The following is a 20,316-nucleotide window of genomic DNA, read 5'->3' on the forward strand; positions in this document are numbered from 1 at the left end:
CGACTTGTGCTGTTCTTACTTCGGGTCATGTGGAGCAGTTATGCCTTATTTACTAGAAATGAAAAGCATCACCAAAGCTTTCGGCGCGGTGAAAGCTGTCGATAACGTCAGCCTGCGGCTCAACGCCGGAGAGGTGGTTTCACTGTGCGGTGAAAACGGTTCGGGTAAATCAACGCTGATGAAAGTGTTGTGCGGGATCTATCCTCACGGCAGCTACGACGGCGAAATCGTCTTTGCCGGTGAGGTGATTCAGGCCACACACATCCGCGATACCGAACGCAAAGGCATCGCTATCATTCATCAGGAGCTGGCACTGGTTAAGCATCTCACCGTGCTGGAAAATATCTTCCTGGGCGCTGAGATTTCACGTCACGGCGTGCTGGATTACGACACCATGACGCTGCGCTGTGAAAAGCTGCTGGCGCAGGTGAGCCTTGCGATTTCACCCAATACCCGCGTGGGGGATTTAGGGCTTGGCCAACAGCAGTTGGTTGAAATTGCCAAAGCGCTGAACAAGCAGGTGCGGCTGTTAATACTCGATGAACCGACGGCATCACTTACCGAACAGGAAACGGCCGTCCTGCTCAACATCATCCGCGACCTGCAACACCACGGCATTGCCTGCATCTACATTTCGCACAAACTCAATGAAGTGAAAGCTATTTCGGACACCATCTGCGTGATCCGCGATGGTCAGCACATCGGCACTCGCGAAGCAGCAGGCATGAGCGAAGATGACATCATTACCATGATGGTCGGGCGCGAGCTCACCGCACTGTATCCGAACGAACCCCACAGCATTGGGGATGAGGTTTTGCGCGTTGAAAACCTGACCGCATGGCACCCCGTTAACCGCCACATTAAGCGCGTGAACAATGTCTCCTTCTCACTTCACCGCGGCGAGATCCTCGGCATCGCCGGGCTGGTCGGCGCCGGGCGAACCGAAGCCGTACAGTGCCTGTTCGGCGTCTGGCCGGGGCGCTGGGAAGGCAGTATTTATATTGATGGCCAGCCGGTTCATATCGACAGCTGCCAGCAGGCCATCGCTCAGGGCATCGCGATGGTGCCGGAAGACCGCAAAAAAGACGGCATCGTTCCGGTTATGGCCGTGGGTAAAAACATCACTCTTGCCGCCCTTAATCAGTTTTCTGGTGCACTCAGCAGCCTCGACGATGCCGCCGAGCAGCAGTGCATTCTCCAGTCGCTCGCCAGGCTTAAGGTAAAAACCTCCTCCCCGGAACTGGCCATTGGTCGCCTGAGTGGGGGTAATCAACAAAAAGCGATACTGGCGCGCTGCCTGCTGCTCAATCCACGCATTTTGATTCTGGATGAGCCGACGCGCGGGATCGACATCGGTGCAAAATACGAAATCTACAAACTGATTAATCAGCTTGTGCAGCAAGGGATTGCGGTCATTGTCATTTCTTCTGAGCTCCCTGAAGTGCTTGGTCTGAGCGACCGCGTGCTGGTCATGCATGAAGGGAAATTAAAAGCCAACCTGATTAACCAAAGCCTGACACAAGAGCAGGTGATGGAAGCCGCATTAAGGAGCGAACGCCATGTCGAAAAGCAATCCGTCTGATCTTAAAGTCGCTGCACCGACGCCAGGCGCGTTCGCGGGGCTTAAGCTACTGAACCTGCAAGTCTTTGTCATGATTGCCGCGATTATCGTCATCATGCTGTTTTTTACCTGGATGACCGATGGCTCTTACCTGAGCGCACGTAACGTTTCCAACCTGCTGCGCCAGACGGCCATCACAGGCATCCTGGCAGTGGGTATGGTATTTGTGATTATCTCCGCCGAGATAGACCTCTCCGTTGGTTCAATGATGGGCCTGCTTGGCGGTGTAGCCGCCATTTTCGATGTCTGGTTAGGCTGGCCGTTGCCGCTCACTGTCGCCGTCACGCTGATCATGGGCCTGGTGCTCGGGGCATGGAATGGATGGTGGGTTGCCTATCGCAAAGTGCCCTCGTTTATTGTCACGCTTGCCGGGATGCTGGCCTTCCGTGGCATTTTGATTGGTATTACTAACGGCACAACCGTGTCGCCGACCAGCGCATCCATGTCACAAATTGGGCAGAGCTATCTCTCTGGTGGCTTAGGCTTCACGCTCGGTGTGGTAGGGTTAATGGCCTTCGTTGCCTGGCAGTGGCGCGGGCGTATGCGCCGTCAGGCGCTGGGATTGGCCTCAGCTCCGCCGACATCGGTTGTCGGGCGTCAGGCGCTGACTGCGGTGATTGTGCTGGGTGCCATCTGGCTTCTGAACGACTATCGTGGCGTACCGACCCCGGTGTTGCTGTTAGCACTTCTGCTGCTGGCGGGCATGTTTATGGCCACGCGCACCGCATTTGGTCGCCGTATTTATGCAATTGGCGGCAACCTGGAGGCAGCGCGACTGTCGGGTATTAATGTCGAACGCACTAAGCTCGCCGTCTTTGCCATTAACGGCCTGATGGTGGCGATCGCCGGGCTGATACTCAGTTCACGTCTGGGTGCCGGTTCGCCGTCTGCAGGGAACATCGCCGAACTGGATGCCATCGCGGCCTGCGTCATTGGTGGCACCAGCCTCGCCGGGGGTGTCGGCAGCGTGGCGGGCGCAGTGATGGGGGCATTTATTATGGCTTCGCTGGATAACGGAATGAGTATGATGGACGTCCCGACCTTTTGGCAGTATATCGTCAAGGGGGCCATTCTGTTGTTGGCAGTATGGATGGACTCTGCAACCAAGCGACGGGCCTGATAACAGCATTGTTACTTATTTGGGAAAGTAAGCCATGTTTGAGAAGCGTCACCGCATTACGTTGTTATTCAATGCCAACAAAGCCTACGACCGCCAGGTGGTTGAAGGTGTAGGCGAATATTTGCAGGCGTCGCAATCGGAGTGGGATATTTTCATCGAAGAGGATTTCAGGGCTCGCATTGAAAATATCAAAGACTGGCTTGGCGATGGCGTGATCGCTGATTACGACGATCCCGTCATCGAACAGTTGCTTACCGACGTCGACGTCCCGATTGTGGGCGTTGGCGGCTCTTACCATTCACCCGAAAACTACCCGCCAGTTAACTATATCGCGACCGATAATCATGCGCTGGTCGAAAGTGCCTTTTTGCATTTAAAAGAGAAAGGTGTTCATCGTTTTGCATTTTATGGCCTGCCCGCCTCAAGCGGTAAGCGCTGGGCAATGGAGCGTGAATACGCCTTCTGCCAGCTGGTTGCGCAGGAGAAGTATCGTGGGGTGGTGTATCAGGGGCTGGAAACTGCGCCTGAAAACTGGCAGCACGCGCAAAACCGCCTTGCGGACTGGCTGCAAACCTTGCCTCCGCAAACCGGCATTATCGCGGTGACCGATGCTCGTGCCCGCCATGTGCTACAGGTCTGCGAGCATTTACACATTCCCGTTCCCGAAAAGCTGTGCGTTATCGGTATTGATAACGAAGAGCTTACCCGTTATCTGTCACGCGTGGCGCTGTCGTCGGTTGCACAGGGAACCCGCCAGATGGGGTATCAGGCGGCAAAATTACTCCACCGGCTGCTGGATAACGAAGCCTTGCCACTCCAGCGTTTACTGGTTCCTCCCGTTCGCGTGGTGGAACGGCGTTCTACCGATTACCGCTCCCTCAACGACCCGGCCGTGATCCAGGCCATGCACTACATTCGCAACCATGCCTGCAAAGGTATCAAGGTCGATCAGGTGCTGGATTCGGTTGGCATCTCGCGCTCCAACCTGGAAAAACGCTTCAAGGAAGAGGTTGGCGAAACCATCCATGCAGTTATTCACGCCGAAAAACTGGAAAAAGCACGCAGCCTGCTTGTCTCTACCTCGCTGTCGATCAACGAGATATCGCAGATGTGTGGTTACCCATCGCTGCAATACTTCTATTCGGTATTCAAGAAAGAGTACGACACCACGCCGAAGGAGTATCGGGAGCGTCACAGTGAAGTGTTGATTTAACCTGATGCAGAAATGAAAAACGCCTTCCAATGGAAGGCGTTTTTTTGAGGATTACATATGTGCGGCGATTAAACGCTGGTTATCCTGGTACATCGCGAACAGATAGTTGTTATAGCTCTGTCCCTGGGTGGAATAACCTTTCAGCTTGTGGATCATCGTGCTTGCCGTCACTTCCTGATCCGCTTTACGCAGCTGAGCGCGTGACTTACGGAATGAGGAGTATGCCGGGTGCGTGTTCAGGTTCACCACATAGGCGTTCACAGAGTCTTTCACAGACTCAAACTGTGAATACCCTTTCACCTTACCAGGCGCATTGTTACAACGGCCTTTGACACACTTCATACCGAAGAGATTATTGTTGCTACGCGCCAGCTTTGACGTCCCCCAGCCACTTTCGGCTGCGGCCATGGTTGCTACCATGCTGCCCGGGATGATATCCACACGCTCTAACAACGCATTCCACGGCACGCGACGCGTGTTACCGTTCCAGCTGACCTTGTAGCGTTGTGCGATTTCTTTCAGACGCGTGCGTTCAGATGGCGACCAGCGGCTATCGTACTGCTTTGATGTCAGCCAGTTACGATCCGCAGTAATCGCGGCATTTTGACTTGTAATATAAGGCATTACCGTCCGGAGAAACGCTTTTTTCCTTGGTGTCCCGGAAGGGTATTTTCGCAAATCAGGAAGTGAACTACTCTTTGCACTATTGCGAGAATACTCTTGTTTACTGCTGACCTTACTTTTACTCGTCGTCTTTATGACGTGGGCTTTGTGACTCGATGTATCCGTGTGCGTTTTCGCAAGCACCTCACCTGAAAATGACACGGTGAGTAACATGAGTATCGTAGCCCCAAATCGTCGAATGGGAGTCGATATCATTAGGTCTCCTGGTCGGATTTAAACATTCCAACACCTTATTTTTTTCACAAATTTGAGAGCGGAATCTCAAATCATATCAAAAATAGACTTCCAGAGCACCTAAAGAAATAGTCCAATTCCGAAACTATGTCACCTAAAAGTTGCTCACTAAAACATCATTCCTGAAAAATTGTGTGCGTTATCGCAGATAACTGCTTAATTTTGCGCGGGATCACTCATCCTTTCGCATCACCCTCTCAGAAAGCGCAAAGGGATGAGTTTCTCGACTTTACCTGGTGGCACACTGGTCAAAAATGCCGCGACAGGAAAATGGAATGAAACGCACTGCATTAGCTTTTCTGATGTTACCCGCACTGGCACACGCCGACTGGTCATCAGCGGGTTTTGGCGCGTTCAGCGCTGAAGGCACCGGGATATTTACCAGCCATGCAAAGCTCGCGAAGGGTACCCGTCCTCTGACGGTGAGTTTTGACAACACGTGCTGGCAGCCAACTGATGCCATAAAACTCAACGAGATGTTGTCACTTAAACCTTGCGAAGGTACCCCGCCGCAGTGGCGCCTGTTCCGTGATGGCGACTACCAGATGCGTGTCGATACCCGTTCTGGCACGCCGACCCTGATGCTGACGATTCAGAGCGCGACGGAACAGCCGGTGACAAATGTTATCCGTCAGTGCCCAAAATGGGACGGAAAACCGCTGACTCTGGACGTGAGCAGTACCTTCCCGGAAGGCTCAGTGGTGCGCGATTTCTACAGCAAGCAAACCGCGACCGTGCAAAACGGAAAAATCACACTTCAGCCCGCGGCTAACAGCAACGGGTTGTTGCTGCTGGAGCGCGCCGAAACCGACAAACCCGCTCCCTTCAGTTGGCAAAATGCTGCCGTCTACTTTGTACTGACCGACCGCTACGTTAATGGCGATCCGACGAATGACAACAGCTACGGTCGCCATAAAGACGGGATGCAGGAAATTGGCACGTTCCACGGCGGTGATCTCAAAGGCCTCGCGAGTAAACTCGATTACTTACAGCAGTTGGGTGTTAACGCGCTCTGGATAAGCTCCCCGCTGGAACAGATCCACGGCTGGGTGGGCGGCGGAACAAAAGGCGACTTCCCTCACTACGCTTATCACGGCTACTACACGCAGGACTGGACAAAACTGGATGCCAATATGGGCACGGAAGACGACTTGCGTCATCTGATTGATGAAGCCCATAAGCGCGGTATCCGCATCCTGTTCGATATCGTAATGAACCACACGGGTTACGCCACGCTCGCCGATATGCAGGAATTCCAGTTTGGTGCACTGTACCTGCAAGGCGACGAACTGAAAAAGACCCTGGGCGAACACTGGACTGACTGGAAACCGGGCGCGGGCCAGAGCTGGCACAGTTTTAACGACTACATTAATTTCAGTGATAAAGCCGCGTGGGAAAAATGGTGGGGCAAAAAATGGATACGCACCGATATCGGTGATTACGACAGCCCAGGTTATGACGACTTAACCATGTCGCTGGCGTTTTTACCTGACCTGAAAACGGAATCGACCGTCCCTTCCGGCCTGCCAAACTTTTATCAACACAAGCCAGATACGCGCGCCAAAGAGATTGCCGGCTACACGCCACGGGATTACCTGACTCACTGGCTCAGCCAGTGGGTACGTGATTACGGCATCGACGGTTTCCGTGTCGACACGGCTAAACATGTCGAACTTGCCGCCTGGCAGCAGTTGAAAGACCAGGCAAGCGCAGCGTTAAAGGCGTGGAAAGCAGAAAACCCAACCAAAAAGCTCGATGATGCCCCGTTCTGGATGACCGGCGAATCCTGGGGCCACGGGGTTATGCAAAGCGACTATTACCGCCACGGTTTCGACGCAATGATCAACTTCGACTATCAGGAACAGGCGGCGAAAGCGGTGGATTGCCTGGCCGATATCGACTTAACCTGGCAGCAAATGGCGGAAAAACTCCAGGGATTCAACGTCCTGAGCTATCTCTCTTCGCACGATACCCGCCTGTTCCGTGAAGGAGGGCAGCGTGCCGCAGAGCTGCTCCTGCTGGCACCAGGAAGCGTGCAAATCTACTACGGGGATGAATCCGAACGCCCATTTGGCCCTACAGGATCTGACCCACTTCAGGGAACACGTTCGGATATGAACTGGCAGGATGTCACGGGCAAAGAGGCGTTAACCGTGGCCCACTGGCAGATCCTGGGGCAGTTCCGCGCCCGCCACCCGGCCATTGGCGAAGGTAAGCAGACCACGCTTTCGCTAAAACAAGGGTATGGTTTTGTACGTGAGCATAATGGCGATAAAGCCATGGTGGTGTGGGCGGGAAACCAGTAATCCCTCACCGTAACCCTCTCCCGAAAGGGAGAGGGTTAAACCAGCAGAACAATCCACCACACAATCACACCGTCACCACATAAAACAATAAACCCTATCGTTTCACTCGATTTGCACCCGCCCGATGCTAGCGTTATGGTTACCCACTTTCATAATAAGCTCGACAGAACACCTGCTATGACGTTTTCACTTTTCGGCGACAAATTTACCCGCCATTCAGGCATTACCCGCCTGATGGAGGATCTCAACGACGGGCTGCGCACACCGGGCGCAATCATGCTCGGCGGCGGAAACCCGGCTCAAATCCCGGAGATGAATGAGTATTTCCAGACGCTGCTGGCCAACATGCTGGAAAACGGTAAAGCGACTGATGCGCTTTGCAATTACGATGGCCCTCAGGGTAAAACAGAGCTGCTCACCCTCCTTGCCGATATGCTGCGTGAAGAGCTGGGTTGGGATATCGAGCCACAGAATATTGCACTAACAAACGGCAGTCAGAGTGCATTTTTCTACTTGTTTAACCTCTTTGCAGGGCGCCGCGCCGACGGCACCACCAAAAAAGTGCTGTTCCCGCTGGCTCCGGAATACATCGGCTACGCCGATTCCGGCCTGGAAGAAGACCTGTTTGTTTCTGCGCGTCCGAATATCGAGCTGCTGCCGGAAGGCCAGTTCAAATATCACGTCGATTTTGAGCATCTGCATATTGGCGAAGAGACGGGCATGATCTGCGTGTCGCGCCCAACCAACCCGACAGGCAACGTCATCACCGATGACGAACTGATGAAGCTGGATGCGCTGGCAAATCAGCACGGCATCCCGCTGGTGATTGATAATGCCTACGGCGTGCCTTTCCCCGGCATCATCTTCAGCGAAGCGCGCCCGCTCTGGAACCCCAACATTGTGCTGTGCATGAGCCTTTCCAAGCTCGGCCTGCCGGGTAGCCGCTGCGGCATCATCGTTGCCAACGAAAAAATCATCACTGCCATCACCAACATGAACGGCATTATCAGCCTTTCTCCTGGCGGTATCGGCCCGGCGATGATGTGCGAAATGATCAAACGCAACGACCTGCTGCGCCTGTCAAACGACGTGATTAAACCGTTCTATTACCAGCGCGTTCAGGAGACGATTGCGATCCTTCGCCGCTATTTACCGGAAGAACGCTGCCTGATCCATAAACCGGAAGGGGCGATATTCCTGTGGCTGTGGTTTAAGGATCTGCCGATTTCGACGGAGCTGCTTTATCAGCGCCTGAAAAAACGCGGCGTCCTGATGGTGCCAGGGGATTACTTCTTCCCGGGTCTGGATAAACCATGGCCGCACACGCACCAGTGTATGCGTATGAACTACGTTCCCGATCCGGACAAAATTGAAGCTGGCGTGAAAATCCTTGCAGAAGAGATTGAAATCGCCTGGCGCGAAGGCGGCCAGTAACGCCTTACGCCAGATAACGCAGACGTTCGGTACGTAATCTGGCGGGATCAACACAGCTCAGCGCGTGTGTCGGGCAAGCAGCAACGCAGGCTGGCCCGTCCGCGCGATGTGCGCACAAATCGCATTTCAGCGCCTGGGCGTGCTCCGCGACCACGGCAACCTGCATCGCCCCAAACGGGCAAGCCACCATACAGCTCTTGCAACCAATGCAGCGAGACTGTTCCACCCGCCAGACTCCCGCCTCAGAACGAATTGCCTGGGTTGGGCAAACATTTGCACAGGGCGCATCTTCGCACTGATGACAAGCCACCGCAGTAGTAAATGCCCCGCCTTTTATCACCCGGATACGCGAAGAGAACGCCACGGCAGTAACGGCTGCGCAATCCTGCGTGTCCTGATGCGAAACCACGCAGGCCACTTCGCAGGTACGACAGCCAATGCACTTTTCCGAATCAGCAACAATAAACCGGTTCATCTCTTCACTCCGCCTGCGCGCTTAAAACCGCAGAGTGCCAGAGAGGTGCGCGCCAGCGCTTTGATCAAACAGGGGAAAGGAGCCAGATTTGTGGCATTTGCCACCCGATCTGGCTTTTTGCCAGACGTTTAGCTGCGCACGGTAAAGCCCAGCTCGCGGGAAATTGCCTCTGCGGTTTCACGCAGGGGTTTTAACAGGTTCTTCTCGCCCACTTGCTTCATACGCGAGGTAGAAAGCGATATAGAGATGGCATACGGTACGCGGCCATGAATATCAAAGACCGGCACGGCAATACACGACACGCCCAGTTCATTCTCTTCTTTATCCATCGCCAGGCTGTGTTCGCGAATTTCTGCCAGCTCATCGTACATGGCGCTGAGTTCAGTAATGGTGTTACGCGTCAGGGGCTGGATCTGATCCTGATGGCTTTCCCAGTAGCTCGCCACATAATCCTGGTGGCCAAACGCCATGTAAATCTTACCCATTGCAGAACAGTAGAGCGGCATATGCTGGCCAATATAGGCGCGCGTACGCAGCATCCCGGTCGTCGGCTCCAGCTTGTAAATCAGAATGGCATGGTCATCTTCCCGACTGGAGAAGTTCACCGTCTCACCCGTGGCAATGTTCAGCGTCTCAAGATGCGGTGCCGCCACGTGGATAATGTTCAGAGACGACAGCGCCTTTTGCCCAACGGCAATAAATTTGGTGGTCAGGCGATAGCTGCCCGCGGCCGGGGCTGGTGTGACATAGCCACACGACTGCAACCCCTGTAACAGCCGGTGCACGGTGCTCTTATTAAGCCCCGCAAGTTCTGATAAATGCGCAAGCGGACACCCATTCGGGTAGTTACTGAGGATCTCAATCAGCATCAGGCCGCGAAACAAGCTCTGGCTACCTGCTGGCCTCTCTTTTTCTTGCGTCATTTCGCTCTCTTTCATGCTCATCAAATGGCTCCTTTTTATCGCGCCCTGATGGTAGCGCAAAGTGTGGCTTAGTTCACGATCTCAACAGAAAAAACACAACCACTTGATTTTAATCGATTTTGAAAATCATGAATGTCGTTGATCTGGCAAAAATTGATCGCTATATTTGAAATCAGATTTCGCATAGTGAAATTTAGAGATAAAAAAGCACTCACAGCGGCCCCTAAAAAGAACAGGAGAACAGGGATGAAAGTGACATTCGAAGAGTTGAAAGCGGCATTTAATCGCGTTCTGCTCAATCGCGGCGTCAAAGCAGATACCGCAGATGCCTGTGCGGAGATGTTTGCCCGCACCACAGAATCAGGCGTCTATTCACACGGCGTGAACCGCTTCCCACGTTTTATCCAGCAGCTTGACGCAGGCGACATCATTCCTGATGCGCTACCAAAACGCGTGACCACGCTGGGGGCGATCGAACAGTGGGATGCCCAGCGTTCTATTGGCAATCTGACGGCGAAAAAGATGATGGATCGCGCCACAGAGTTGGCCTCCGACCACGGGATTGGCCTGGTGGCATTGCGTAACGCTAACCACTGGATGCGCGGCGGCAGCTACGGCTGGCAGGCTGCGGAGAAAGGCTATATTGGCATTTGCTGGACAAACTCCATCGCCGTGATGCCCGCGTGGGGCTCGAAAGAGTGCTGCATCGGGACAAACCCACTGATCGTCGCCATCCCGTCCAACCCCATCACCATGGTAGATATGTCGATGTCGATGTTCTCTTACGGGATGCTGGAAGTGAACCGCCTTGCCGGGCGCACGCTGCCGGTTGACGGAGGGTTTGACGACGAAGGCAACCTGACCAAAGAACCAGGCGTGATTGAGAAAAACCGCCGTATTCTGCCAATGGGCTACTGGAAAGGTTCTGGCCTGTCTATCGTGCTGGATATGATTGCGACTCTGCTCTCTAACGGCTCCTCCGTGGCGGAAGTCACCCAGGACAACAGCGACGAGTACGGCGTATCGCAGATCTTTATCGCCATTGAGGTCGATAAACTGATCGACGGCCCAACCCGCGATGCCAAACTTCAGCGCATTATGGATTTCATCACCAATGCCGAGCGCTCAGACGAAAACGTTGCTGTTCGCTTGCCGGGACATGAATTCACGCGCCTGCTGGAAGAGAACCGTCGTGACGGTATCACCGTTGACGACAGCGTATGGGCGAAGATCCAGTCGCTGTAAGGAGTGACGCCATGATATTCGGACATATTTCGCAGCCAAACCCGTGCCGTCTGCCGCAGGCAATTGAAAAAGCACTCGATTTTCTGCGCAACACGGACTTCAGCGCGCTAGAGCCTGGCGTTGTGGAAATCGACGGACGGAACATCTTCGCCCAGGTGCTCGACCTGAAAACGAAGGAAAAACACGAAAACCGTCCTGAAGTCCATCGCCGTTACCTGGATATCCAGTTTCTCGCCTGGGGTGAAGAAAAAATAGGTATCGCTATTGATACGGGTAATAACGAAATAAGTGAATCGTTACTGGAACAACGGGATATTATTTTTTATCACGGCAGTGAAAACGAATCATTTATTGAAATGACTCCGGGCAATTACGCCATATTTTTCCCGCAGGATGTTCATCGTCCTGCCTGTATTAAAAACAAGGAAACTGCAATTCGTAAAATTGTAGTGAAAGTGGCAATCAGCGAATTACAGTAATTTTCTGATAAATACAGGAACGCGAAATGACCAACACCGGTTTTATTATTGGTGCGTACCCCTGCGCACCCTCGTTTCACCAGAAAGGGGAACAAGAAGAACAAACCTTCTGGCGAGAACTTTCCGACACGCCGTACATTCGCGGGCTGGAACAACCCTGCCTTGAAGATCTGCATCCTTATGGCGATGAATGGTTGTTCCGGCATACGCCTGGCGACTGGCAAATCGTGGTCACGGCGGTAATGGAAACCATGCGCCGGCGTGGCACAAACGGTGCCTTTGGCCTGGCCTCCGCGGATGAAGAGCAGCGAAAAGCCAGCATCAATTTTTACCGCCATTTGCGCCAGAAGATTAATGCCGTCAATACGCGTTTCCCGGGCAAAGTGATCGCGCTGGAAATGCAGGCCGCGCCTCAGGCAGGCAATGCCTCTGTTGAGCAGGCCACTGACGCGTTCGCCCGCTCGGTTCGCGAAATCGCCGGATGGGACTGGTCATGCGATCTGGTTCTGGAACACTGCGATGCCATGAACGGCTGCGCGCCGCGTAAGGGATTTTTACCCCTGGAGCAGGTGCTGGATGTCGTAAAAGACACTGATATCAGCGTGTGCATTAACTGGGCGCGTTCGGCCATTGAAGGACGAAATACCACGCTACCCGCTGAGCATGTTCAGGCGGCGCTCAGAGCTGGCAAGCTTGGGGCACTGATGTTCTCCGGGACAACAGCAACCGGTGAATACGGTGACTGGCAAGATCTCCACGCGCCGTTTTCTTCGTTCTGCGCCGAAAGTTTAATGACGACTGAACACGCCAAAACACTGTTTACTGCGGCGAGCACCGCAACATTGAAATTCTCCGGTATTAAATTACTGGAAATAAATGCTAATGCTAACGTCAACCATCGCATCGCCATTTTGCGCGACGGTATTAGCGCTATGAATAAAGCAACGCAATAACAATAAAAAAAACATCCCTATATCGGTTACATTAACTGAGACATTAAATATGAACACTTCTTCTAATGCTCTACATGCGGATATTCCACACCAGCGCTGGCTAAGGATCATTCCTCCTATTCTTATCGCCTGCATTATTTCATATATGGACCGTGTGAATATCGCATTTGCGATGCCTGGCGGCATGGACGAGGAGCTGGGTATTTCTGCCACCATGGCAGGCCTGGCGGGTGGGATCTTCTTTCTGGGCTATCTGTTCCTCCAGGTGCCTGGCGGCAAAATTGCCGTTCACGGCAGTGGTAAGAAATTCATTGGCTGGTCGCTGGTCGCCTGGGCGGTGCTCTCGGTACTGACGGGTCTCGTCACAAACCAGTATCAGTTGCTGGCGCTACGCTTCTTACTCGGCGTGGCAGAGGGCGGGATGCTGCCTGTCGTACTCACAATGATCAGTAACTGGTTCCCGGATGCCGAACGTGGCCGCGCGAACGCCATTGTGATTATGTTTGTGCCCATCGCCGGGATTATCACCGCGCCGCTGTCAGGCTGGATCATCACCGCACTCGACTGGCGCTGGCTGTTCATCATTGAAGGCCTGCTGTCGATTGTAGTTCTGGTGCTGTGGGCGCTCACCGTTTACGACCGCCCGCAGGAAGCACGCTGGATTTCCGAGGCTGAAAAAAACTACCTGGTGCAAACCCTGGCGGCTGAACAACAAGCCATCGCCGGTAAAGAGGTGAAAAATGCCTCACTGGGTGCCGTGCTCTCTGACAAAACCATGTGGCAGTTGATCGCCCTGAACTTCTTCTACCAGACCGGGATTTACGGTTACACCCTCTGGCTGCCAACCATCCTGAAAGAGCTGACACACACCAGCATCGGCCAGGTGGGGATGCTCGCCATTCTGCCTTACATCGGCGCGATTGCGGGCATGTTCCTGTTCTCTTCACTCTCTGACCGCACCGGTAAACGCAAACTGTTTGTCTCCCTGCCGCTGATTGGCTTCGCGCTCTGCATGTTCCTTTCAGTGGCGCTAAAAGAGAACACCTGGCTGGCCTATGCCGCTCTGGTGGGCTGCGGTTTCTTCCTGCAATCCGCTGCTGGCGTGTTCTGGACCATTCCTGCGCGTCTGTTCAGTGCCGAAATGGCAGGCGGTGCGCGCGGTGTCATTAACGCCCTGGGTAACCTCGGTGGTTTCTGCGGCCCTTATGCGGTGGGCATACTTATCACGCTGTACAGCAAAGACGCAGGGGTTTACTGCCTGGCGGTTTCTCTGGCGCTGGCATCGCTGCTGGCCCTGCTGTTACCAGCGAAATGCGATGCCGGATCGGAAACGAATCCCACGGTGAATCCGCATAAACGTGCGGCCTGATGCCCTTACCTCAGCCCTCTCCTGTTGGGGAGGGCTGAAACCGAACCGTAGGCCGGGTAAGCGCAGCGCCACCCGGCCCATAAGTGAGATGAAGATGAGTGAAAAAGAGCCCTTCTGGCTGGGTATCGATTGTGGCGGTACTTATCTGAAAGCCGGTTTATACAACAGCCAGGGAAAAGAAGTCTGTATTGAGCGCCGTTCGGTTGCCACCCTCAGCCCGCGCCCTGGCTATGCCGAGCGCGATATGCACCAGCTCTGGCAGCACTGCCATGCAACCGTCGCGCTGCTGCTCAAAAACGCTCGTGTCGACGGCAAGCAGATCAAAGGCGTTGGTATTTCGGCTCAGGGCAAAGGGTTGTTTCTTCTTGATAAACAAGATCAACCGCTGGGCAACGCCATGCTTTCTTCTGACCGTCGCGCGCTGGAGATAGTGCAGCGCTGGCAGCAGGACGGCATTCCCGAAAAACTCTATCCGCACACGCGCCAGACACTGTGGACAGGGCATCCGGCATCGCTTCTGCGCTGGGTCAAAGAGAACGAACCGCAGCGTTATCAGCAGATTGGCTGCGTGATGATGGCGCACGACTACCTGCGCTGGTGTCTGACGGGGGTAAAAGGCTGCGAAGAGAGCAACATCTCAGAATCCAACCTCTACAACATGAACACCGGCCAGTACGACCCGCAGCTGACGCGCTGGCTCGGGATTGGCGAAATTGATGGCGCGCTTCCGCCGATTGTCGGATCAGCAGAAATTTGCGGGGAAATCACCGCTCAGGCAGCCTCGCTTACCGGTCTGGCGGCGGGTACTCCCGTCGTTGGCGGGCTGTTTGATGTGGTTTCCACCGCGATCTGCGCCGGATTACATGACGAATACACGCTTAACGCGGTGATGGGAACCTGGGCCGTAACCAGCGGGATCGCCAACGGCATTCGCGATAACGAACCCTTCCCCTATGTGTATGGTCGCTATGTTCACCCGCAGCAGTACATCGTGCACGAAGCCAGCCCTACCTCATCCGGCAACCTGGAATGGCTGACCGCACAGTGGGGTAACGTGTCGTTCACGGAGATTAACCACGCCGTCGCCAGCTTACCGAAAGCGGAAAGCGATGTGTTCTTCCTGCCTTTTCTTTATGGCAGCAACGCCGGGCTGGAGATGACCAGTGGCTTTTACGGAATGCAGGCACTGCACACCCGGGCCCATCTTTTGCAGGCGGTTTATGAGGGTGTGGTCTTCAGCCACATGACCCACCTGAACCGGATGCTCGAACGCTTTACGCAAGTGACATCACTGCGCGTCACGGGCGGCCCAACCCATTCAGATGTGTGGATGCAAATGCTGGCAGATGTCAGCGGCCTGGCGATAGAGCTGCCGCAGGTTGAAGAGACAGGATGTTCCGGCGCCGCGCTGGCCGCACTCGTCGGTACGGGCATCTATACCGATTTTCACGCTGCGCAGCGTGCCCTGCGCCATGACATCCGAATTATTGAGCCCGACATGCGCGCCCATGCGGCCTACCAGCACAAATACCACCGATACCAGTTACTGATTACCGCACTACAGGGCTATCACGCCCGTGTTAAGGAGTTCGACCTATGAGCCGTCCATTACTTCAACTGGCGCTCGACCATACCTCACTTCAGGCCGCGCAGCGCGATGTCGCTTTGCTGGCGGATCATGTCGATATCGTCGAAGCGGGCACCATTCTGTGCCTGACCGAGGGTTTACAGGCCGTGCGGGCGCTTCGTGAGCAGTGCCCGGACAAAATCATCGTGGCCGACTGGAAAGTGGCCGATGCCGGGGAAACGCTGGCAGAACAGGCATTTGGCGCAGGCGCCAACTGGATGACCATCATCTGCGCCGCACCGCTGGCAACCGTTGAAAAAGGCCATGACGTCGCGCAGCGCTGCGGTGGGGAAATCCAGATGGAGCTGTTTGGCAACTGGACACTGGACGATGCCCGCGCGTGGTATCGCACTGGCGTACGACAAGCCATCTACCACCGTGGGCGTGACGCCCAGGCCAGCGGTCAGCAGTGGGGTGAAGCAGACCTCGCCAGAATGAAAGCGCTGTCCGATATCGGTTTGCAGCTTTCTGTCACCGGTGGGATCACCCCTGCCGACCTGCCGCTGTTTAAGCAGATCAACGTTAAAGCCTTTATCGCCGGGCGGGCGCTGGCAGGTGCAGAAAATCCACCGCAGGTGGCGCAGGCATTCCATTCGCAAATCCGCGACATCTGGGGAGAGTAACCATGCGTCAGCATCCGTTAGGTATTTATGAAAAAGCGCTGCCAAAAACACTCTCCTGGCCAGAACGCCTGGTTCTGGCAAAAAGCTGCGGGTTCGATTTTGTTGAAATGTCGGTCGATGAAACCGATGAACGCTTATCCCGCCTCGAGTGGAGCACCACGCAGCGCGCGTCTCTGGTCGAAGCCATGCTGGAAACGGGCGTGTCTATCCCGTCGATGTGTTTGTCCGCACACCGCCGCTTCCCGTTTGGCAGCCGCGATGAAACCGTGCGTGAACGCGCTCGCGAGATCATGACCAAAGCCATCAGGCTGGCGCGTGATCTGGGTATTCGTACCATTCAGCTTGCAGGTTATGACGTTTATTACGAAGAGCATGACGAGGGTACGCAGCAACGCTTCGCCGAAGGGCTGGCCTGGGCGGTGGAACAAGCCGCTGCTGCTCAGGTGATGCTGGCGGTGGAGATCATGGACACCGCCTTTATGAACTCCATCAGCAAGTGGAAAAAGTGGGACGACATGCTCGCCTCACCGTGGTTTAGCGTTTACCCGGATGTCGGCAACCTGAGCGCGTGGGGTAACGATGTCACCGCCGAGTTGACGCTGGGCATTGACCGTATTGCGGCAATCCACCTGAAAGATACCCAACCCGTCACTGAACAAAGCCCGGGACAGTTCCGCGATGTGCCATTTGGCGAAGGCTGCGTTGATTTTGTCGGCGTGTTTAACACGCTGAATCAGCTGAACTATCGCGGGGCATTCCTCATTGAAATGTGGACTGAAAAAGCAAAAGAACCCGTACTCGAAATTATCCAGGCACGTCGCTGGATTGAAGCCCGGATGCAGGAAGGAGGCATGGCATGTTAGAACAACTCAAAGCCGAAGTGCTGGCGGCAAACCTTGCACTTCCCGCCCACCAGCTGGTGACGTTTACCTGGGGCAACGTGAGCGCAGTCGATCGTGAACGCGGCCTGATGGTGATCAAGCCTTCCGGCGTGGAGTATGACGTGATGACCGCACAAGATATGGTGGTGGTGGATATCGCCACCGGTGCGGTTGTCGAAGGGAGCAAAAAACCTTCGTCCGACACGCCAACGCATCTTGCACTATACCGCCGTTACCCTGAGATTGGCGGCATCGTCCATACCCATTCCCGCCACGCAACCATCTGGTCACAGGCGGGGCAAGATCTACCGGCCTGGGGAACCACTCATGCTGATTACTTCTACGGGGCGATCCCCTGCACGCGGCTGATGACCACGGCAGAAATTGCAGGGGAATATGAGTATCAGACCGGCGAAGTGATCATCAAAACCTTCGAGGAACGTGACCTTAGCCCAATGCAGATCCCGGCGGTGCTGGTGCATTCCCACGGCCCGTTTGCCTGGGGAAAAAATGCCGCCGATGCCGTACATAACGCGGTGGTCCTCGAAGAGTGTGCTTATATGGGTCTGTTCTCACGCCAGCTGGCCCCCCAGCTACCGGTAATGCAGCAAGAGCTACTGGACAAACACTATCTGCGCAAGCACGGTGCTAATGCCTATTACGGGCAGTAATCACCCGGAATTAATATGTTCCTTACAATACCGCCGTTTCCAGACGGCGGGTGTTAAGCCCGTGTGCTTAGTGAATATCTGCCGGAAATAGCCCACGTCATTAAACCCGCAGCGGGTTGCCACCTCGGTGAGTGATGCGGAGTCGTTCAGTAACAGTTTTTCTGCCGCCCTGACACGCTGGCGATGAATCGCCTCTGTCAGGGTTAAATGGAAAGTGCGTCGAAACACCCTCCCCAGATAGTCGGCATTACAGTGCAACTCCCTGGCAAGATGCGACGTGGAAAGGGGTAAATGAAATTGTGTGCGAATAAGCTGTTTCGCCTTCCACGCCATCGAGGCGCCAGCCTCATCTATTTTGTCTTCATATCCGGATGAGAGCGAAACCTGCTGCAAAATCAGGAGCAACAAGAGTTCCAGCGCAATACTGCGCTGTAATTTTTCCTGCTCGCTCAGAAACTGGCGGAACAGTGAAATGACATATTGCGCATCCCTGACGCTGCAATGTTGTTCTATTGCCAGCTGCGGGGCGTTCTGTGCAGTGTTTTGCACTTCAACGTTTTCCACTTCAAAGTGCAGCCAGTAGAATTTGAGATCTGCCGGGAAATCCTCCACGCCAACGTGTCGCCGATTCGGCCAAAGCAATAAGCTCTCTCCAGCCTTCACCTCAAAAAGGGTATTTTCCTCGAGGATCGTTAATGTCCCTTTTTCGACAAAAATAATCTCCCACGACGTCAGTTTTCTCGCCGGATGGCGACCCACCCCCCGGGAAATAAATAACCCGCCATTTTGTACTTTAATCGGAAGCGCTATGGATAATTCAAGCATCGGTATTCACTTTCCCGCTTTTATCATCGTAATAATTGAGTTTATCCATTGATTATTAATAAATATTAGCTTATTCGCCCGATCCAACTCACATTTTTGGCATCAGGTCGGAATCGTCATCTTTTTATACTTTTCCCTTCCCTTGTTGGCCTTTCCGTTCAGTGCAGAATGAATAGGGTACCTTGCACAAATACGATAAAAATCGATTACCGAGGAGTTACCTCATGACTTCCACACCGATTACTGAATCTGACGTTGCACAACAGGTAATGGATGACCGCCTGTCGGTTCGCGAAAAAATAGGCTACGGCCTGGGTGACGCGGGCGGCACGGTCATTACCTGTCTTATCATGAACTTTCTCACCTTTTTCTATACCGATATCTTTGGCCTGACGCCTGCCCTTGTCGGCACATTGTTTATTGCACTTCGCGTGTTTGACGCCATCTCCGACCCGGTGATGGGCGTGATTGCAGACCGTACGCAAAGCCGGTGGGGACGCTTTCGCCCCTGGCAGCTGTGGGTGGCATTCCCGATTGGGATCATCGGCGTACTGACCTTCACCGTCCCGGAAGCCAGCATGGGGGTGAAAATCGCCTGGGCGTTCGGAACATACTTGCTCCTGTCGGTGGGCTATACCGCCATCAACGTGCCGTACTGCGCGCTGATTAACACCATGACCACACGCCACAACGAGGTGATCTCCTGCCAGTCCTGGCGCTTTGTGTTGTGCGGCGTTGCCGGATTTTTAGTGTCCGTTGGCCTGCCGTGGCTGGTATCTGCATTAGGTCAGGGTAATGCTGCAAAAGGCTATCAGCTTGGGGTAGGCGTGCTGTGTGCCATCGCTGTGGTGATGTTCCTGTGCTGCTTCTTCTGGGTGCGTGAACGTGTACCGCTGGCGCTGATGGGCAAATTCACCCTGCGCGAGCATCTGGCGGGCCTGCGTAAAAACGACCAGTTGCTGCTGATGCTGGTAATGTCCTTCCTGCTGATCAATGTGTTCAACATTCGCGGCGGCGGATACATGTACTTCATCACCTACGTGCTCCAGGGCAGCACCGCCTACACCTCACTGTTTTTCACCATGGTGACCTTTGCGGCCATTCTTGGAGCGGTGATCGTTAACCCGCTGTCCCGCCGTTTTGATACGGTCAAACTCTACTATTACACCAATCTGGTGCTGGCCGTGCTCGCAGCGGGAATGTGGTTCCTGCCCGGCGGGCCGAATTACCAGACGTTGTGGCTGGTTGTGATCCTGAGCAACGGTGTCATCCTGGGCTTTACGCTGCCGCTGCACTTTTCACTGATGGCCTTCGCCGACGACTACGGCGAATGGAAAACCGGCGTGCGCTCATCTGGCATGAACTTCGCCTTCAATCTGTTTTTCATCAAGCTGGCATGGGCCTCCAGCGCCGGGATCATCAGCCTGGTGTTTATCGCCGTGGCCTATCAGCCTGGTGCCGGTAACCAGACACCTGCATCTCTGCAAGGCATCACCGCCATGGAGACATTGCTCCCTGCCCTTTTCCATCTGCTTCTGGCTGTCAGTATTCGCTGGTGCAGACTCAATAATCCAATGATGTCGCGCATTTCCACCGATTTGCGCCAGCGTCACGTACAGTCCTGAGGAGAACG

General features: G+C 54.3%; 18 protein-coding genes. 14 read left to right on the forward strand and 4 right to left on the reverse strand.

Annotated elements, in window-relative coordinates; all coding sequences use genetic code 11:
- The first annotated feature begins 40 nt into the window (after positions 1 to 40).
- From F3J30_RS18100 to xylR, 3 genes are read left to right on the forward strand one after another with little or no spacing between them, the layout of a single operon-like run.
- Positions 41 to 1,582: a xylose ABC transporter ATP-binding protein gene (locus tag F3J30_RS18100; RefSeq protein WP_166718101.1), complete on the forward strand. Its 1,542-nt coding sequence runs from the start codon at positions 41 to 43 to the stop codon at positions 1,580 to 1,582.
- Positions 1,560 to 2,741, forward strand: a complete 1,182-nt coding sequence (gene xylH, locus F3J30_RS18105) for a xylose ABC transporter permease XylH (protein ID WP_014068412.1) — start codon at positions 1,560 to 1,562, stop codon at positions 2,739 to 2,741. The genes F3J30_RS18100 and xylH overlap by 23 nt, the downstream gene beginning before the upstream one ends.
- A 34-nt stretch (positions 2,742 to 2,775) precedes the next feature.
- Complete coding sequence (xylR, locus tag F3J30_RS18110; protein WP_166718102.1) at positions 2,776 to 3,954, forward strand: D-xylose utilization transcriptional activator XylR; 1,179 nt, start codon at positions 2,776 to 2,778, stop codon at positions 3,952 to 3,954.
- Between the two features lie 51 nt (positions 3,955 to 4,005).
- On the opposite strand, the gene F3J30_RS18115 is transcribed toward xylR, so the two are convergent.
- Complete coding sequence (locus F3J30_RS18115) at positions 4,006 to 4,833, reverse strand: protein bax (protein WP_166718103.1); 828 nt, start codon at positions 4,831 to 4,833, stop codon at positions 4,006 to 4,008.
- A gap of 314 nt (positions 4,834 to 5,147) precedes the next feature.
- Between F3J30_RS18115 and F3J30_RS18120 the strand changes: the two genes are divergently transcribed.
- A complete protein-coding gene (locus F3J30_RS18120) occupies positions 5,148 to 7,178 on the forward strand; it encodes an alpha-amylase (protein ID WP_166718104.1) in 2,031 nt (676 codons plus the stop codon).
- A gap of 177 nt (positions 7,179 to 7,355) precedes the next feature.
- Positions 7,356 to 8,612: a valine--pyruvate transaminase gene (avtA, locus tag F3J30_RS18125; protein WP_014068408.1), complete on the forward strand. Its 1,257-nt coding sequence runs from the start codon at positions 7,356 to 7,358 to the stop codon at positions 8,610 to 8,612.
- Between the two features lie 4 nt (positions 8,613 to 8,616).
- Here the strand turns inward: avtA and F3J30_RS18130 are convergent, their stop codons facing one another.
- On the reverse strand, positions 8,617 to 9,087 hold the full coding sequence (locus tag F3J30_RS18130) for a 4Fe-4S binding protein (RefSeq protein WP_166718105.1): 471 nt from the start codon (positions 9,085 to 9,087) through the stop codon (positions 8,617 to 8,619).
- A 128-nt stretch (positions 9,088 to 9,215) separates the two neighbouring features.
- Complete coding sequence (yiaJ, locus tag F3J30_RS18135; protein ID WP_014068406.1) at positions 9,216 to 10,031, reverse strand: IclR family transcriptional regulator YiaJ; 816 nt, start codon at positions 10,029 to 10,031, stop codon at positions 9,216 to 9,218.
- 225 nt (positions 10,032 to 10,256) lie between these two features.
- Between yiaJ and yiaK the strand changes: the two genes are divergently transcribed.
- From yiaK to araD, 8 genes are all read left to right on the forward strand, one after another.
- Entirely contained in the window at positions 10,257 to 11,255 is a 999-nt protein-coding gene (yiaK, locus tag F3J30_RS18140; RefSeq protein ID WP_166718106.1) for a 3-dehydro-L-gulonate 2-dehydrogenase, read from the forward strand.
- Between the two features lie 11 nt (positions 11,256 to 11,266).
- Entirely contained in the window at positions 11,267 to 11,734 is a 468-nt protein-coding gene (locus tag F3J30_RS18145; protein WP_166718232.1) for a YhcH/YjgK/YiaL family protein, read from the forward strand.
- A 26-nt stretch (positions 11,735 to 11,760) separates the two neighbouring features.
- Entirely contained in the window at positions 11,761 to 12,687 is a 927-nt protein-coding gene (locus tag F3J30_RS18150) for a DUF4862 family protein (RefSeq protein WP_014068403.1), read from the forward strand.
- A 49-nt stretch (positions 12,688 to 12,736) separates the two neighbouring features.
- The gene (locus F3J30_RS18155) at positions 12,737 to 14,056 is read left to right on the forward strand and encodes an MFS transporter (RefSeq protein ID WP_166718107.1); all 1,320 of its coding nucleotides are present in this window, start codon (positions 12,737 to 12,739) and stop codon (positions 14,054 to 14,056) included.
- 94 nt (positions 14,057 to 14,150) lie between these two features.
- Positions 14,151 to 15,656, forward strand: a complete 1,506-nt coding sequence (locus F3J30_RS18160; protein ID WP_166718108.1) for an FGGY-family carbohydrate kinase — start codon at positions 14,151 to 14,153, stop codon at positions 15,654 to 15,656.
- Positions 15,653 to 16,306, forward strand: a complete 654-nt coding sequence (gene ulaD, locus F3J30_RS18165; RefSeq protein WP_166718109.1) for a 3-keto-L-gulonate-6-phosphate decarboxylase UlaD — start codon at positions 15,653 to 15,655, stop codon at positions 16,304 to 16,306. The genes F3J30_RS18160 and ulaD overlap by 4 nt, the downstream gene beginning before the upstream one ends.
- Positions 16,307 to 16,308: 2 nt before the next feature.
- Positions 16,309 to 17,169, forward strand: coding sequence for an L-ribulose-5-phosphate 3-epimerase (locus F3J30_RS18170; protein ID WP_166718110.1), 861 nt, complete (start codon positions 16,309 to 16,311; stop codon positions 17,167 to 17,169).
- Positions 17,163 to 17,858: an L-ribulose-5-phosphate 4-epimerase gene (gene araD / locus F3J30_RS18175; RefSeq protein ID WP_014068398.1), complete on the forward strand. Its 696-nt coding sequence runs from the start codon at positions 17,163 to 17,165 to the stop codon at positions 17,856 to 17,858. Before F3J30_RS18170 ends, araD begins: the two co-directional genes overlap by 7 nt.
- Here araD and F3J30_RS18180 read toward each other — a convergent pair whose 3' ends face one another.
- The gene (locus F3J30_RS18180) at positions 17,859 to 18,683 is read right to left on the reverse strand and encodes a helix-turn-helix transcriptional regulator (RefSeq protein ID WP_166718111.1); all 825 of its coding nucleotides are present in this window, start codon (positions 18,681 to 18,683) and stop codon (positions 17,859 to 17,861) included. It abuts the gene before it with no gap.
- A gap of 224 nt (positions 18,684 to 18,907) precedes the next feature.
- On the opposite strand from F3J30_RS18180, the gene F3J30_RS18185 reads away from it, so the two are divergent.
- Positions 18,908 to 20,308, forward strand: a complete 1,401-nt coding sequence (locus F3J30_RS18185) for an MFS transporter (RefSeq protein ID WP_166718112.1) — start codon at positions 18,908 to 18,910, stop codon at positions 20,306 to 20,308.
- Positions 20,309 to 20,316: the final 8 nt, after the last annotated feature.

This window comes from Enterobacter sp. Tr-810 (assembly GCF_011752765.1).
Classification (GTDB): domain Bacteria; phylum Pseudomonadota; class Gammaproteobacteria; order Enterobacterales; family Enterobacteriaceae; genus Enterobacter; species Enterobacter soli.